This is a genomic window from Leisingera sp. NJS201, assembly GCF_004535885.1.
GTDB lineage: Bacteria > Pseudomonadota > Alphaproteobacteria > Rhodobacterales > Rhodobacteraceae > Leisingera.
The window spans coordinates 566518-580831 of record NZ_CP038234.1 but is presented as its reverse complement, the minus strand read 5'-3'; the positions used below and the strand labels follow the sequence as shown (position 1 = coordinate 580831).

Annotated in this window: 14 protein-coding genes and 1 pseudogene; 12 read left to right on the top strand and 3 right to left on the bottom strand. The window is 62.6% G+C overall.

Annotated features, from left to right (window positions below; all coding sequences use genetic code 11):
• Nucleotides 1-46 precede the first annotated feature (46 nt).
• Nucleotides 47-253 (bottom strand): annotated as a pseudogene (locus tag ETW23_RS02835) (transposase); the annotation flags it as partial.
• Nucleotides 254-521: 268 nt separating this feature from the next.
• Between ETW23_RS02835 and ETW23_RS02830 the strand changes: the two are divergent.
• The 10 genes from ETW23_RS02830 (at nucleotide 522) to ETW23_RS02790 (ending at nucleotide 11275) form a co-directional block, all read left to right on the top strand.
• The gene (locus tag ETW23_RS02830) at nucleotides 522-1880 is read left to right on the top strand and encodes a sigma-54 dependent transcriptional regulator (RefSeq protein ID WP_134829054.1); all 1359 of its coding nucleotides are present in this window, start codon (nucleotides 522-524) and stop codon (nucleotides 1878-1880) included.
• Nucleotides 1881-1884: 4 nt separating this feature from the next.
• A complete protein-coding gene (locus ETW23_RS26660; protein WP_368075867.1) occupies nucleotides 1885-2862 on the top strand; it encodes a cache domain-containing protein in 978 nt (325 codons plus the stop codon).
• A 64-nt stretch (nucleotides 2863-2926) separates the two neighbouring features.
• Entirely contained in the window at nucleotides 2927-3847 is a 921-nt protein-coding gene (locus tag ETW23_RS26655) for a sensor histidine kinase (RefSeq protein WP_368075866.1), read from the top strand.
• A 249-nt stretch (nucleotides 3848-4096) separates the two neighbouring features.
• Nucleotides 4097-5752, top strand: a complete 1656-nt coding sequence (locus ETW23_RS02820; protein WP_254695120.1) for an OFA family MFS transporter — start codon at nucleotides 4097-4099, stop codon at nucleotides 5750-5752.
• 1142 nt (nucleotides 5753-6894) lie between these two features.
• The gene (locus tag ETW23_RS02815; protein ID WP_134829053.1) at nucleotides 6895-7194 is read left to right on the top strand and encodes a hypothetical protein; all 300 of its coding nucleotides are present in this window, start codon (nucleotides 6895-6897) and stop codon (nucleotides 7192-7194) included.
• On the top strand, nucleotides 7191-8096 hold the full coding sequence (locus tag ETW23_RS02810; RefSeq protein ID WP_134829052.1) for a MotA/TolQ/ExbB proton channel family protein: 906 nt from the start codon (nucleotides 7191-7193) through the stop codon (nucleotides 8094-8096). The genes ETW23_RS02815 and ETW23_RS02810 overlap by 4 nt, the downstream gene beginning before the upstream one ends.
• Before the next feature lie 4 nt (nucleotides 8097-8100).
• Nucleotides 8101-8478: a biopolymer transporter ExbD gene (locus ETW23_RS02805; RefSeq protein ID WP_129371992.1), complete on the top strand. Its 378-nt coding sequence runs from the start codon at nucleotides 8101-8103 to the stop codon at nucleotides 8476-8478.
• Nucleotides 8479-8488: 10 nt separating this feature from the next.
• Nucleotides 8489-8872, top strand: coding sequence for a biopolymer transporter ExbD (locus tag ETW23_RS02800; RefSeq protein WP_129371993.1), 384 nt, complete (start codon nucleotides 8489-8491; stop codon nucleotides 8870-8872).
• A complete protein-coding gene (locus ETW23_RS02795; RefSeq protein ID WP_134829051.1) occupies nucleotides 8869-9699 on the top strand; it encodes an energy transducer TonB in 831 nt (276 codons plus the stop codon). Before ETW23_RS02800 ends, ETW23_RS02795 begins: the two co-directional genes overlap by 4 nt.
• Before the next feature lie 535 nt (nucleotides 9700-10234).
• On the top strand, nucleotides 10235-11275 hold the full coding sequence (locus ETW23_RS02790; RefSeq protein WP_134829050.1) for a radical SAM/SPASM domain-containing protein: 1041 nt from the start codon (nucleotides 10235-10237) through the stop codon (nucleotides 11273-11275).
• Between the two features lie 97 nt (nucleotides 11276-11372).
• Here ETW23_RS02790 and ETW23_RS02785 read toward each other — a convergent pair whose 3' ends face one another.
• Complete coding sequence (locus tag ETW23_RS02785; protein WP_134829049.1) at nucleotides 11373-12170, bottom strand: phytanoyl-CoA dioxygenase family protein; 798 nt, start codon at nucleotides 12168-12170, stop codon at nucleotides 11373-11375.
• Between the two features lie 99 nt (nucleotides 12171-12269).
• On the opposite strand from ETW23_RS02785, the gene ETW23_RS02780 reads away from it, so the two are divergent.
• A complete protein-coding gene (locus tag ETW23_RS02780; protein WP_134829048.1) occupies nucleotides 12270-13202 on the top strand; it encodes a LysR family transcriptional regulator in 933 nt (310 codons plus the stop codon).
• Here the strand turns inward: ETW23_RS02780 and irrA are convergent.
• Nucleotides 13167-13583, bottom strand: a complete 417-nt coding sequence (gene irrA / locus ETW23_RS02775) for an iron response transcriptional regulator IrrA (RefSeq protein ID WP_129371998.1) — start codon at nucleotides 13581-13583, stop codon at nucleotides 13167-13169. The genes ETW23_RS02780 and irrA overlap by 36 nt on opposite strands.
• 218 nt (nucleotides 13584-13801) lie before the next feature.
• Here irrA and fabA point away from each other — a divergent pair, with 218 nt between their 5' ends.
• The gene (fabA, locus tag ETW23_RS02770) at nucleotides 13802-14311 is read left to right on the top strand and encodes a bifunctional 3-hydroxydecanoyl-ACP dehydratase/trans-2-decenoyl-ACP isomerase (RefSeq protein ID WP_129371999.1); all 510 of its coding nucleotides are present in this window, start codon (nucleotides 13802-13804) and stop codon (nucleotides 14309-14311) included.
• The last annotated feature ends 3 nt before the right edge of the window (nucleotides 14312-14314 follow it).

The window sequence follows — 14314 nt, the reverse complement described above, 5'->3', positions numbered from 1 at the left end:
GGCAGAGCCGTAGTGACGGTTTCCTTGCCCGGGCGCGGCGCGTCCGCGGCAGATTGAACAATACCTTGATCGACAGGCAGAACTGGATTGCTGCATTCGAGAAGATCGGCGGCCGGCCTGGGCAGCCTTCATGCTGAGCGTACCAAGCCATCTTCTTGTCCACCCGGATCAGCAGAACCCCGAGCGCCCTGTGCGCTTGGTTGCAGCTGGACCAGTTTGCCGTATGGTAGCGGGCAGGCGTTGGCTTGACCATGGAATCCCTTTAACTTCTTGGTTTCTAAATGTGAAACTTGCGGGCGCAAATTTCTGCAACGGCGCCCTGACGCATCTAGCCGCGCTAGGCATTGGTATTGTGACGGCTTGCTGCAAACACGCCGCTCATTGCGGAGACACATTGGCAGCCTCGTTGCTTCATTCCAGCTACGCAAATCAGTCCAGCCCCGGCTGATGGATCTGTTCTCTCGACAAACCGCTGGAAAGCGACAATAGTCCGTTCCCGCCCCCACCGAAAAGCGGCAGGTATGACAGTTACAGATTTGGCAGCGCTGACCGACCCGCTTGAACTGGCAAGCATACTCATAGTGGACGATGAGCCGGGCATGCGGAATTTCCTGGTGAAAACCCTGCGCCCTCTGTGCCGGCTGGTGGACGAAGCCGAAAACACCGAAGCTGCCGCCGCCCTGCTCAACACCGGGCAATATGACGTGATGATTCTCGACAACATCATGCCTGGCCAGAAAGGCCTCGAATGGCTGGCGGAGCAACGCCGTGACGGCGGCTTTACCGACACCATACTGATCACTGCCTATGCCGATCTGCAAACCGCAATCGACGCCCTGCGCGCCGGTGCGTCGGACTTTATCCTTAAGCCATTCCGCTCGAACCAGATCCTCAATGCCCTGCGCCGCTGTCTGGAAACCGCCCGCCTTAAGCGGGAAAACATGCTGCTGCGCCGCGAGCTGGAAACCACCGGCGCCGGCCGCCGCCGCCGCCGCGAACTGGTCGGAACCTCCCCCGCAATTGCCCGGGTCTGCAGCACCCTGGACCGGGTCGCACAGGTTTCAACGCCGGTGCTGATCACCGGCGCCTCCGGCACCGGCAAGGAGGTCGCCGCCCGCCACCTGCATATGCGCTCCAATCGCGCCGGGGCGCCCTTTGTGCCGGTGCAATGCGGCGCCATCCCTGCTGATGTGATCGAATACGAGCTGTTCGGCCATGCCCCCGGCGCCTTTCCCGGTGCTCCGGCAGGCCGCGAAGGGCTGCTGGCCTCGGCGCAGGGCGGCACTGTGTTCTTTGACGAAATCGGCGAGCTCAGCCCTTCGGCGCAAAGCACGCTGCTGCGGGTGCTGGAAGACGGGCGCATCCGCCCGATCGGCACCGAACGCACGGTGCAGCTTGATCTGCGCTTTGTGATGAGCTCCAGCCGCGCGCTGGCCGAAGCCGTGAACGCCGGAAGTTTCCGCGCCGATCTGCTGTTCCGCATCAATGTGATCGACATTGCGATGCCGCCCTTGCGCGAACGCGGCTCCGACATAATTGACCTTGCCGAACTGTTCCTGACTGAAATCGCCGCCCAGCTGCAGCTGCCGCCGCTGGTGCTGCCCGCCGGCGTCAAATCGGCTTTGCTGCGGCATGACTGGCCCGGCAATATCCGCGAACTCAGGAATTTCATTGAACGCTCCCTGATCTTCGGCAGCTTCTCCCTGGACACGCTTGCGCCCGCCCGGCCCGCGGCCAGTATCCTGCCACTGGAGGAGGTCGAACGCCGCGAGATCCTGCAGGCGCTGGAGGCCGTTGGCGGCAACCGCAGCGAAGCAGCGCGGCAGCTGGGTGTCTCGCGCAAGACAATCGACCGCAAATGCGCGGCCTGGGGACTGTAAGCCCATGAACCGCCTGCGCCCGCTGCTGCAATCGGTCCGGGTCCGGCTGCTGGTGATTGCCCTGATGCCGATGCTGGTGCTGATGCCGCTGCTGCTGGGTTTCACCACCTGGCGCTGGTCGGACAAAATCGACGGGTTGCTGATCAGCAAGGTGACCGGCGATCTCACCATTGCCGACCAGTATCTGGCTCGGCTGACCGCCACCTCGGGCGAGCAGCTGGACGCGGTGGCGCAATCGGTCCGCCTCCGCAGCGCGCTGACGGCGGGCAGTACCGCGGATTTCCTGGCGCAGGAAAAGGCCCGGCTCGGCCTTGATTTCCTGTATCTTACAGGCCCCGGCGGCCAGCCCGGGTTTACCCCCACCGACTGGCCGGTTCTGAGCGGTGCCTTGGCCGGGCGATGGCAAAGCGCCGTCGACATTCTGAACGCCGCCCAGCTTGATACGCTGGTCCCCGGCCTTGCCGCCCGCGCCGCCATCCCGCTGGTCGCAACCGAAGCTGCGGTGCCCACCAGCCGCAGCGCCGAAACCCGCGGCATGATCATTCACTCGGCCGCCCCGGTCACCCTGCCGGATGGCCGTCCTGCGCTTTTGGCCGGCGGGCGGCTGCTGAACCGCAATCTCGGTTTCATCGACACTATCAACGCGTTGGTCTATCGCGAGCAAAGCCTGCCGGAAGGCAGTCAGGGCACCGCCACGCTGTTTCTCGAAGACGTGCGGATCTCCACCAATGTGCGGCTGTTCGAAAACGTGCGTGCCCTCGGCACCCGGGTCTCGGCCGAGGTGCGCGGCCAGGTACTGGGGCGTGGCGACATCTGGCTCGACCGCGCCTTTGTGGTGAATGACTGGTACATCTCCGCCTATGAACCGATCCTCGACAGCCGCGGCAGCCGGGCCGGGATGCTTTATGTCGGCTTTCTGGAAACCCCGTTCCGCCAGGCCAAGCGCAGCTCGGTGCTGGCGCTGGGGGGGCTTTCCTGCTGATCGCTGCCTTGTCGGTGCCGATCTTTCTGCGGTGGGCCGGGCGTATTTTCCGCCCCTTGAGGGCATGAACCAGACCATCGCCCGTGTCGAACAGGGCGACTTCACCGCGCGCAACCGCCCGCAGGCTGCCAGCGGTGAGATTGCCCGCGTGGCCGCCCATTTCGACAGCCTACTGGACCAGGTTCAGGAGCGCGACCGCCAATTGCGGCACTGGGGCGAAAGCCTTGAAGCCAAGGTCGGAGAACGCACGGCCGACCTGCGCGAGGCAAACCGGCGGCTGGAACAGACCACCGAACGTTTGATTGTCTCTGAAAAGCTTGCCGCGGTTGGTGAAATCACTGCCTCCGTCGCGCATGAGATCAACAACCCGGTGGCGGTGATCCAGGGCAATCTCGACCTCGCCCGCTCGGTGCTGGGCGAACACGCCGCCCCGGTCGAGGAAGAATTCCGCCTCATCGACGATCAGGTCTACAGGATCGGCGTGATCGTCTCGAAACTGCTGCAATTCGCCCGCCCGGAAGAATACTCTGGCGCCTCCGGGCTGATCTCCCCGGCCGAAGTGCTGTCGGACTGCCTGGTGCTGACCCGCCATCAGCTCGACGCCTGTTCGGTCGAGGCCGAGACCCGTCTGACCAGCACCCGCGAGGTGCGGATGTCGCGCACAGAACTGCAGCAGGTGCTGGTCAATCTGATCCTCAACGCAGTGCAGGCCATGCCCGCCGGCGGCCGCCTGACTCTGACCGCTGAAGATGCCCCGGAGGGCGTGCTGCTGACCGCCACAGACACCGGCACCGGTATTCCGCCCGAGCTGCAGAACCGCATCTTTGATCCGTTCTTTACCACTAAACAGGCGCAGGGCACCGGGCTGGGCCTGTCGATCAGCCACCAGCTGGTGAGTCGCGCAGGCGGGCGGATCACTGTCCAGTCGGAGCCCGGACAAGGCAGCCGCTTCGAGATTTTTCTGCCCTGCCCGGCTGTTGCCTGATCCGGACAATTTGGCGCAAATTTCGGCGCCACCGCTGTACAGGTGCGGACAAAATGTCCCGGCACCGCCCCGCGGCCCTTACCCCGGCAGACAAAGTGTCACGATAAGCTGTTGTTATTACTAAATTATTTAATTGACAGCTGTGGCAATCCTCCGCCTTTGTCAAGCCACGGCACATTGCCGAACGCCATTCCGGACCGCCGCAATAGGAGGTTGCAGCAGCCGGAACAGCACAAGGGAGGACAACACATGAGCAACCGATCACCCGGCGGGCTGGGGATCCTGCACAAGGCCCACATCACCGCCGGACCCGGCTTTAACCGCTGGCGCGTGCCGCCGGCATCCATCGCCATACACCTCTGCATCGGCTCGGTCTATGCCTGGTCGGTCTTCAATCCGCCGCTGACCCGCGAACTGGGGGTGATCGCCTCCAGCGCCGACGACTGGAGCCTGGCTTCGGTGGTCTGGATCTTCTCGGTGGCCATCGTCTGCCTGGGCCTGGCCGCAGCTTTTGCCGGCAAATGGCTGGAAGAGGTCGGCCCCCGCATGGTCGGCGTGGTGGCCGCGCTGCTCTGGGGCGGCGGTTTCATTGTCGGCTCTTTCGGCATATCCAGCCACCAGCTGTGGCTGGTCTATCTCGGCTACGGCGTGCTCGGCGGCTGCGGGCTTGGTCTGGGCTATGTCTCGCCGGTCTCGACGCTGATCCGCTGGTTCCCCGACCGCCGCGGAATGGCCACCGGCATGGCCATCATGGGCTTTGGCGGCGGCGCGATGATCGCCGCACCGGTCAAAGGCTGGCTGCTGAGCCTGTACCAGACCGCGCCCACCTATCTTGGCACCCAGGACACACTGCAGACGGTGGTCGAGAACGGCCGGGTGTTTGCCCAGACAGCCCAGGGACAGGTCGAAGTGGTGCTTGCCAGCGCCACCCAGGCAGCTGCCTTTGGCGGCGAAGCCGGCGCCTATGCGGTAGGCACCGGCAGCACCGGCGCTGCGCAGACCTTCATGACGCTTGGCATCGTCTATTTCGTGGTGATGATCCTGGCCGCCTTCCAGTACCGGGTGCCTGCCAAGGATTGGACGCCGGAAGGCTGGACACCGAAACCCGCCGCCTCGGGGCTGGTGACACAGAACGACGTGCATATCGACCAGGCGCTGAAGACACCGCAATTCTGGCAGCTGTGGGTAATGCTGTGCTTCAACGTGACCGCCGGCATCGGCGTGATCGGCGTCGCCAAGACCATGATGTCCGAGATCTTCGGCTCGGTGATGCCGCTGGTGGCGACTGCCGCCTTTGCATCAACCTATGTGCTGATGATTTCCGTGTTCAACATGGTCGGGCGGTTTTTCTGGGCCTCTGCGTCAGACTATATCGGACGCAAAGCCACCTACATGTTCTTTTTCATTCTGGGCACCGCGCTGTATCTGTCGATCCCCTATTTCGCCTCTGCCGCTGCAGCCAATCCGTCGCTGATCTATCTGGCGGGCTTCTACCTGGCGACAATGCTGATATTCTCGATGTATGGCGGCGGTTTTGCCACCATCCCGGCCTATCTGGCCGACATGTTCGGCACCATGCATGTGGGCGGCATCCACGGCCGGCTGCTGACAGCCTGGTCGACCGCAGGGGTCCTTGGACCGCTGGCCATCACCTCGCTGCGGCAGATGTCGGTGACCAGCGCGGTTCAGGATCTGGCAGCCAAAGTCGACCCGGCTGCCTTTGCGGCCAAGTTCGGCGCCCCCGTGGCGCAGCTGGATCAGCTGGTTGCGGCCAAAACCGTGACCATCGCCAAACTGATGGAGATCGCCCCGGCCGGCACTCTGGATCCGACCCCGGCCTCTACAATACCACCATGTATTGCATGGCGGCGCTGCTGGCGGTGGCCTTCTTTGCCAACCTGCTGATGCGCCCGGTCAAAGAGCATCACCACCATGATGAGCCGGAGCTTCAGGCAGTTCCCGGCGAATAAATCCGCAGCCGGGGCGCCCATTGCGCCCCGGCTATATGATCCCGCAGTTTGATGGTGTGATCCTTGCGTAGGAGTGGACGGAAACACTATGGGACAGACGTCGTGATGGCAGCGCCGCACCCTGTCACCCGGCGGGGTGTTGCACAGCAATGTCCCGGGATACGCAGGCTTCGATCGCAGAGCTGAGCCGGGAGCTTGGCATTACCCCGAAGACGGTTGCGAAATGGCTGAAAGCTCCATCTCTTTGCGGCCATTGATCGTACCAGCAAAGTCGCGACGGCACAGCCGGTGGATAAAGCCGATGGCAAAATGGTGTTGGCATTCCTCGAACACCAGCTTGAAACCGTGCCCTGCCTGCTGGCATGCGAAACATTCTTGACAAAACCACTAGGATTTCTTACGGATTCCCGCGCGCCATACGGGCGCGAGTTCAGCAAGACGTGGGCGGTTTTTCCCGCCGTCAGTCCAGCCATCCCCAAAGAACATGGCCTTCGGAACCTCCTGAGGCAGCCGGCTGGAGAGATGTTGTGACGCTGAGGCTGTGGCTGAAACCTCCGGGTGCCAATCCCGCGCAGCCGATCTGCTGTGGCCTGCTGCGCCGAACAACTGGAATGACGGTACAGGCGGCGGCCATGCTGCTGGCCACCGCTCTGCCCGCGGCAACAGATACGTTTCCGGTAGAAATACAACACCTGTCCGGTTTGGCCGCCGTGCCTGCCAAACCCGAGCGCATCGTCTCTGTCAGCTTTTTCGGGCATAGTTTTCTGCCGGCCCCGGGCCAGACGCCAATCAATTTTCTCAATTGGCATGGCAACGATTGCTCCGGCGTGTGGCCTTGGGGCCATGGTGCGATGGGAGACGCCCCCCGGGCTGAGTTCGGCTCCTATGGCACGCCCTGGCAGGAGATGCTGCACACGCATGGCGCCGCCACAGGAACTTCCGGACGCACCGAGACTGTCATCACCCGGACCGGGAGCCGGGTATCCGTCATCCGCGGGAGCACCCCGAGTGGGAAGGCGCCAGCGCCCCCTGGCCTGGGCGGGCGGAATTGCCATTATGCTGCTGTGCGGCGCGGGTATGCGCTGGGTGATGCTGTTGTCTGCCGTGATCGGCGCCCAGCTGCTGACCGCCGCCGATCTCTTGGGCCGCTTACCACTGTTTCGAGGCAACATGCAGGCCGGTGTGATGACAGCATCAAATTCACGTGGCTCAGCCGGGATGTCAGCGGAATGCTGGCGGAGCGGGGGCAATACTCTGGGTACTCCCTTTTTGTTTGCCTGTGATAAGGCCGAAACCCAGCACCCGCGCGCAGCGCTCAAGCCAGAACGGGCAGATCCTAAAACCAATTACACCGCAGCAAATTGGAGCCAGACATGACCATTCGTATCCCTGCAGCGCTGGCAGCATTTTTGATGCTGACCGCGGCCTGGGCGGCAGCCCAGGAAACCCCTGCCGCGCCGGTGCCGGAGATTGCATTGGACGCACCCGTGGCCTCTGTGACTCAACTTCCAGCCAGCGCGCCGGGACCTGAAGTGCCCGAGGGGAGCGGGAACCCGGTGACAGCACCCAAGGCCGGCCCGATGCCCCCATCAGTCCCGCCCGCCAGTCAGGATGAATTGACACAGGCGGCACGTGACGCTTCATCCAAGGCCTTGATATTTCTGCGCGATGGCGGCCCTTCAATCTGGGCGATCACCGTCTTGTCGGTGATCACAATGGCCCTGATTCTGTGGAAGATCTGGCGCCTGGCGCTGATCGGCGCCTGGTCGCGCGGCAAGGCAGGACAGGCCGTGCAAGCGTTTGAACGCGGGGACCGCACCGCGGCCCAAGCGATCGTCAAAAACCGGATCGGGGTGCGGTCCAAAGTCGTCAGCGCAGCGCTGACCGCCGCCGCTGCCCTGCCCGAGGACCGCGCCCGCGAGGAAACCGCCAGGGTGGCCAAACTGCACCTTGCCAGCGTGGCCACCGGTCTTGGCGCGCTGGAGCTGATTGCCACCATCGCCCCGCTTCTGGGCCTGCTGGGCACCGTTCTGGGCATGATTGCAGCCTTTCAGGCGTTGCAAGCGGCCGGCTCCAAGGCTGACCCTGCGCTGCTGGCGGGCGGCATCTGGGAGGCGTTGCTGACCACTGCCGCTGGTATGGCAGTGGCGATCCCCGCCTCTGCCGCGCTGACCTGGTTTGAAGCGGTGATCACCCGCATCCGCCGTGACCTTGAGGACAGTGCCGCCCGTATCTTTATCGCCCATGACCCGCAGCCGATGAAACTGGCGGCCGAGTAGAGCCATGGAGTTCACCGAAACCCTGAAACCGCGGCGCAAGCCAAGCCTGACGCCCATGATCGACGTGGTGTTTCTGCTTCTGGTGTTCTTCATGCTGGCGTCGCGCTTTGGCACCGATGCGGTGCTGCAGCTGCCACTGGCGGCCCAGGGCGGCAGCTACTCGGGGCCGCCGCGGCTGGTCGGAATCGGTGCGGGAAATCTGGATGTGAATGGCGTGCCGGTGGCAGACAGCAACCTGACCCAGGCACTGGCACCGCTAATGGGAAAACCCACCGATATGCTGATCCTGCGCGGCCGCGACGGCGCCGACTTGCAGCGTATCACCGATGTGACCGGGCTGCTGCGGCAGGCGGGCTACAGCAACTTTGTGCTGGTGGAATAAGGAACCGCGCATGGACCTGACAGAGGCGCCCCGCCGTCCGCGGACCGAATCCATCGTACCGATGATCAATGTGGTGTTCCTGCTGCTGATCTTTTTCCTGATGACCTCGCGCCTGGCGCAGCCTGATCCGTTTGAGGTAACGCCGCCGGACGCAGCAATCGAGGCAGATCCCGGAGCCGGGCCTGTGCTGTACATCAATGCCGAAGGCAGGATGCATTTCGATGGGGCCGAAGGCGGCGAAGCCCTCGCACGGCTGGCTGCAGTCAGCGGCGGCACCCCGGTTCTGCAATTGCGCGCCGACGCCCGGCTGGAGGCAACGGCCCTGGCCCGCCTCCTGCGCCAGCTGGCGGCAGCAGGCTTCAGCCAGGCCGAACTGGTGGTCCGCCAGCCATGAAACGTGCCGCTGAATTCACCGTTTTTGCCTGCCTTGCCGTGTTGATCCATGTGGCGCTGTTTGCCCGCGTGCCCGGTTCCGGCGCGCAATCCAGCGGCGCGGGCGGCACGGCGATGGTGTCAATCCAGGCGGCGCCTGAAGCTGTAGCGGAAATGGCCGAGGCCTGGGAGAAGCCGCCGCAGACTTCCCCGCAGATCGCAGCCCAAAGCGTTGAACCGTTGCCGCCGGCCAACGTCCCTTCCCTGCCGCAGCTGGCACTTGACCAGGCACCGCGGGCTGCAGCACAGATTGCAATACCCACGCCTGCAAGAACGGAAAATCTGCAAATCGACACTGCGTCGCCGTCACCGCCAAAACCGCAGAAACCAGAGCCAAAGCCGGAACCGCAGCCTAAACCCGCGCCTGAACCGCAACCGCAGCAGGCCCGTAAATCCGAACAGGCCTCGGCCGGCCGGGCTGAACAGCGGGCCGCCGGATCGGGCGGCGGCGCTCAGGCCGGGCAATCCGGCGGAGCACAGGCGGCAACGGCAGAGTCCGGCCGCCGGGCCAAGCTGCGCAGTATCTGGGGCGCCAAGATCCGCGCCCGTGTGGAACGGCGCAAACGCTACCCCGCCGGCACCAGCGGCAAAGGCCAGGTTGTGGTGCGTCTTACCGTCTCCCGGTCAGGCCAGCTGCTGAGCCACCGGATTGCCAGATCCTCAGGTGTCGCAGCCTTTGATCAGGCAGCCCTGCAAGCCGTCGCCCGGGCCGGCAAGTTCCCATCAGCGCCGAAAAAGCTGCAGATCAATCAAATCAGCCTTAACCTGCCTATGAGTTTCTCGAAATAAGCCCCGGAAGGCTGCCGCTCCAGCCAGCCCCGCCGGAGGGCCGGATCCCGAGGCTCAAGGTCAATCCGAAAGTTCCGGCGCAGGCTGGCATAGGCCGCAACCGGTGCACATGGCGTCTTCGGTGTATCTGATCAATCGCTGCCGGTGTTATTGGCAGGCGCCGGGATCGGCTCCCGGACGCTATCTTGGATCAGCCACAGATGCCTTTTCTGCCGAGGTGTGGCCGCATTGCTGGGCCTGCAACCGCCAGCCGTCGCTTGTCATTCAGCATATTGCTGCCCTTTGCGGCGCACAGCTGACACCAATTGAAGGCAGCAATTCCGTCCAAAACCGGCGGTGACCGCAGTGTAGAATTTCCGTTTCCACACAATGCAGCTTTTAATTGCTGTCTGCGGGCTTCGTCTCCGAACAGGCCGGGTGCACTTTGCTGCTTGGCCGCTCACGTAATGCTCACGCGATGTGACCCCGCAAAGGCTTGCCTCGCCTCTCCCGGACCTTAAGGTGGATCCCGTACGCAGCATACTGAGGCCAACGCATGAAAGATCTAGCCCCCGTTCCGGACCTGAAGCCGGAAACAGCGCAGCCGGACCTGCCCGCCAAACCGCCGGCACTGCATGAACGGGCACTGCATGTGCTGGCCCGGCTGCTGCCACTGGCGTACTTCCGCCGCCCTCCAAAGATCATCATCATCGACGCCACCAACAGCTGCAACCTGCGTTGCCCGGTGTGCCCGGTCACCTTTGCCATGCAGCGCAAACGCGGCATGATGAAACCGAACGTGTTCCGCAAGATCATCGACGATTTCAAGGACCAGCGGGAAAAGCCTGCGATCTATTTCAGCTTCTCGGGTGAGCCGACCCTGCACAAAGACCTGCCCGATTTCATCGCCTACGCCCATGAAAACGGCCATGACACCTATCTGTCGACCAATGCCACCCGCCTCACTCCGGATATGAGTGAACGGCTGATCCGCTCGGGACTTGCCCGCGTAAATCTGTGCATGGACGGTTTTTCAAAGGAGGCTCAGGAAACTTACCGGGTCAATTCCGACTTTGATAAGGTCAAGGTCAGCATTGAAGAGTTCCTGAACATCAAAAAGGACCTGGGCTTCAAAACCCCGGTCACAGTGCTGCAGACACTGCTGACCAGCTATTCCGAACCGCAGATGGACGAAATGGAGACCTGGGCGCGCAACGCAGGTTTTGACCGGGTGCGGTTCAAGACATTCTCGATCGGCTCCTATACCTCCGCCGACCAGAAACGCGAGTTTGCGCATTTCCTGCCGCGTCAGAAAGAGCTGCGCCGCCACCCGCGCCACACCAGCCATGCGATGTGCACGGTGCCGCTGTTTCAGTCGGTGGTGTTCTGGAACGGCGATCTGGGCCTGTGCTGTATCGACTATGACCAGGTGATCCAGCTGCCCAATGTCGAGCAGGACGGCTTCCTCGCCGCTTACCGTTCGGACGAGGCCGCCCGCGCCCGCAAGCGCGGCTTTCTCAAACAGTTCGGCATCTGCAAAACCTGTTCGTTTTCCAACGCCGAAAACATGGGCATCCGCCGTGATCTGAAAAAATAACCGTGCGGCCAAGGCTGCCCGCTTCTGCTTCTTTCTGGTCAAAAATACCCTGGGGGTGAAGGCCGCCAGGCCTGAGGGGGCAAAGCCCCCTCCCCTGTTACCGCTGCAGCAGGACCGGAAACCAATCCTCGCGCAGCCGCTGGCCGGGCTGCATTTCATGCCCCGGGAAGGGCGGCGATGTGGGGCCGGGACGCTCAACATAGCGTGCATCATCGCCCACCAGCCGCAGCGAAAACGCACGGCGGCGCGCAGTTGAGGTGTTGCCGCGGGATCCGTGCAGCGTCTTGTAGTTAAAGGCGATCGCATCACCCGGTTGCATCGGGTATTCCACCACGGTCATGCCTTCGGCGTCAGGATCAGGAACAGCCATATACTGCCCTTCGTCCGCAAAGAAATCCTCCTCGGAGACCCAGCGGGTCGGCAGCACTTCCTTTTCCCATTTGTGGGAGCCTGCGACGCAGCGCAATGCGGCGTCCTTCACCTCATCCAGCGGCGACCAGAAGCTGATGGTCTGCTGCCCCTCGACAAAATAGTATGGCCCGTCCTGATGCCACGGGGTCGGCATTGATGTGCCCGGTTCCTTGACCAGAACATGATCGTGGAACATTTGCACTGACTGGGATTGCATCAGGTCAGCGGCGACTTCGGCCGCTGGCGATTGTTCGATCGCCTGCTGGAACTCGGGGATGCGGGTCCAGTTGCAGTAGTCGTCAAAGAAGCGCCCGGTCTGGCCGGCCTTTTCGTTATTGGACGCATATGGCCCAGGGTTTTCCATATTGGCGGCCACCCCGGCGCGCAGCAGCTCAACCTGTTCGGCAAACAACCCGCGGATAAGGACAACGCCGTCGCGCTGAAACTGTTCGATGTGTTCAGAGGTGATAAGGGGGTGGACCATGGCGGCCTCCGCTGCTGAATGATGCAATTCTGTTTCGTCATTCCTGCCGGTCAACGGACATAGTTTCAAATCATATCTTTCTATTATACATTTAACTTCATGTTATACCTTACGTTACGCCATTACGAATATATCTGCGCCGTAGTGCAGCATGGCAGCCTGTCCGCAGCGGCCGAGGCGGTGCATGTAAGCCAGCCTGCCCTGTCTGCAGCCCTCAGCCGGATCGAAGACCACCTTGGTTATTCATTGTTCCTGCGCCGCCGCGGAACGGCACTGACATTGACACCGCAGGGCCGGGACTTCGCGGCACAGGCGCAGGAACTGCTGGATCATGCCCGGCGGCTGGAAGACCCGAAGGGGTCCGGTGCCGGGCAAAGAGGGCTAATGCTGGCCTGTTTCTCAGACCTTGCGCCGTTCCTGCTGGCACCGGCGCTGAAGGCTCTGCGCCAAGCGCTGCCAGAGGTGGAGGTCCGCCACCGTGCCTGCGAGTTAGACCCATTGATCAATGCGCTGACCGAAGGCGAGGCGGATCTGGCCATCACCTATGACCTGGGTTTGGATGCCGGGTTCAGCCGGGCGGAACTGGACCGGTTTTCACCCCACGCGCTGGTGCCGCCTGAACATCCGCTGGCAACGCGCAGCGGCCTTACCCTGGCAGAGGTGGTGCTGCATCCGCTGGTACTGTCACAGGAAGGCTTATCTGTGCAGCACATGCTGGGACTGTTCAAGGCGCAGGGGCTGGTGCCGCGGATTGCCCACCGGGCGGATTCGCTGGAATTGCTGCGCAGCCTGGCCGCCAATGGCGAGGGTGTCGGCATCAGCTACAGCCTGCCGCCTGGCGGGATGAGTTACGATGGCAAGCCATTGTGCGCTGTTCGGATCACGGACCAGACCGCAGAAGAGCCGGTGATTCTGGCGGCGCATACGCAATTGCCGGATGCTTCGCCGGCCTTTAAGGCGCGTGACATTCTGCGCACAGTGCTAAGTGCCGGCAGGTCAGACCTTGCGCAGGCGGATCACCACATCGACTGAGGCGATCTCCATCCCGTCAGGGGCTTCCGGCAGTTTGTGAATCACCAGTTCCTGTGCGGGCGCGTCGCTGACGCGGCCTTCATCCTCCCAGAAGAAATGCGGATGATCATGGGTGTTGGTGTCAAAATAGCTTTTGGAGCCGTCCAGCGGGATCTCTTGCAGCACGCCGGCGTCGCAAAAGGCGCGCAGAGTATTATAGACGGTGGCCAGCGATACGGCGGCGCCTTTCTTCTTGGCCGACTCGAACAGGCTTTCGGCGGTGATATGGCGGTGTTTGCCGTCGCCGACCAGCAATTCGGCAAGCGCTACCCGCTGCCGGGTGGGTCTTAGCCCGGCCTCTGTCAGCCAGCGGGTGGCCGTGTCTTCGCTGTTTGGCGTCATGAGCAGATCCTGCATCGCGTTGCTGACCGTATATATAGGTGCAACACCCAGGGTTTTTCAAATGAAATTCATTCGCAGCTAGGCAGGTGTTTCTTGTGTGCGTGTGGCACATTCAGCGCAGGAAGTGACGCGGGGTCCCCTTGCAGGACCCTTTGGCCGGGTGTTACAGGAAACCAGATATACTTATAGACCAGACCCCAGGCAGGAGATGCGCCCGAATGGCCGATTACCCGAGCAGCTTTGACAAGGACGAATTGCTGAAATGCGCGCGGGGCGAGCTGTTTGGGCCGGGCAACGCCCAGCTGCCGGCACCGCCGATGCTGATGATGGACCGCATTACAGACATCAGTGCGGATGGCGGCGAGTTCGGCAAAGGCCATGTTGTTGCGGAATTCGACATCACCCCGGACCTGTGGTTCTTCGACTGCCATTTTCCTGGCAACCCGATCATGCCCGGCTGCCTGGGCCTGGACGGGCTGTGGCAGCTGACCGGCTTTAATCTGGGCTGGCGCGGCATGACCGGCAAGGGCATGGCCATGGGCGTTGGCGAGGTCAAGCTGAAAGGCATGGTCAAACCCGACCGCAAAATGCTCACCTATTTCGTGGATTTCACCCGTGTCATTGACCGCAAGCTCAAGCTTGGCGTTGCCAATGGCCGTGTGCTGGCGGATGGTGAAGAAATCTATCAAGTCAAGGACATGAAGGTCGGGCTGGCAGACGAAAGCTGACCT